Raw genomic sequence first — 669 nt, forward strand, 5'->3', positions numbered from 1 at the left:
ATCTGAAAGCTTAAAGCCATCAGGACCAAAAAGTTTAATACCATTATCATAGAAGGGATTATGAGAGGCCGAAATCATCACCCCCAGATCAGCACGCAATGAGCGACAAAGCATAGCAACAGCAGGTGTTGGCACCGGTCCTAATAAGAACGCCTCCATTCCAGCAGCGGTAAATCCTGAAACCAAAGCATTTTCGAGCATATAACCAGACAAACGGGTATCTTTACCAATTACCACACGACGCGACTGATTTTGTGACCGAAACAAAATTCCCACAGCCATCCCCACTTTCATAGCAAAATCTGGTGTCATGGGAAAAACATTGGCTTTGCCGCGAATTCCATCTGTACCAAAATATTTTTGTGGCATTCCTCTTTCCTTTATATGCATTTCTTTTCTTGCAGTCTTAACCAAACAGCGCTCTAGTAGTGCAAAATCTCCCAAGAGATCATTAGAGTCTTACCATTTTTTCAGACAATCAAGATACCCGCCTCACGTCTTCCTCCTGCACAAATCTCTGATTTTCTAAAGCCCCTGGACCATTGAACATAGTTTTATGCCCTCCACATTCAACAGTGTTTTTCTATGACGCATTTTGTCCCTACGCTCGCTTTGAACACTTACTTTAAACACCTAAAAGATAAACCCACAAGCTCTCACACCACACAC

General features: G+C 42.6%; 1 pseudogene. It reads right to left on the minus strand.

Going from position 1 to position 669, the window contains the following annotated elements:
* Window positions 1-369 (minus strand): annotated as a pseudogene (glmM, locus tag ACFINS_RS10515) (phosphoglucosamine mutase); the annotation flags it as partial.
* Between the last annotated feature and the right edge of the window lie 300 nt (window positions 370-669).

It is taken from the genome of Bartonella sp. AA2SXKL, from assembly GCF_042197205.1.
Classification (GTDB): Bacteria; Pseudomonadota; Alphaproteobacteria; order Rhizobiales; family Rhizobiaceae; genus Bartonella.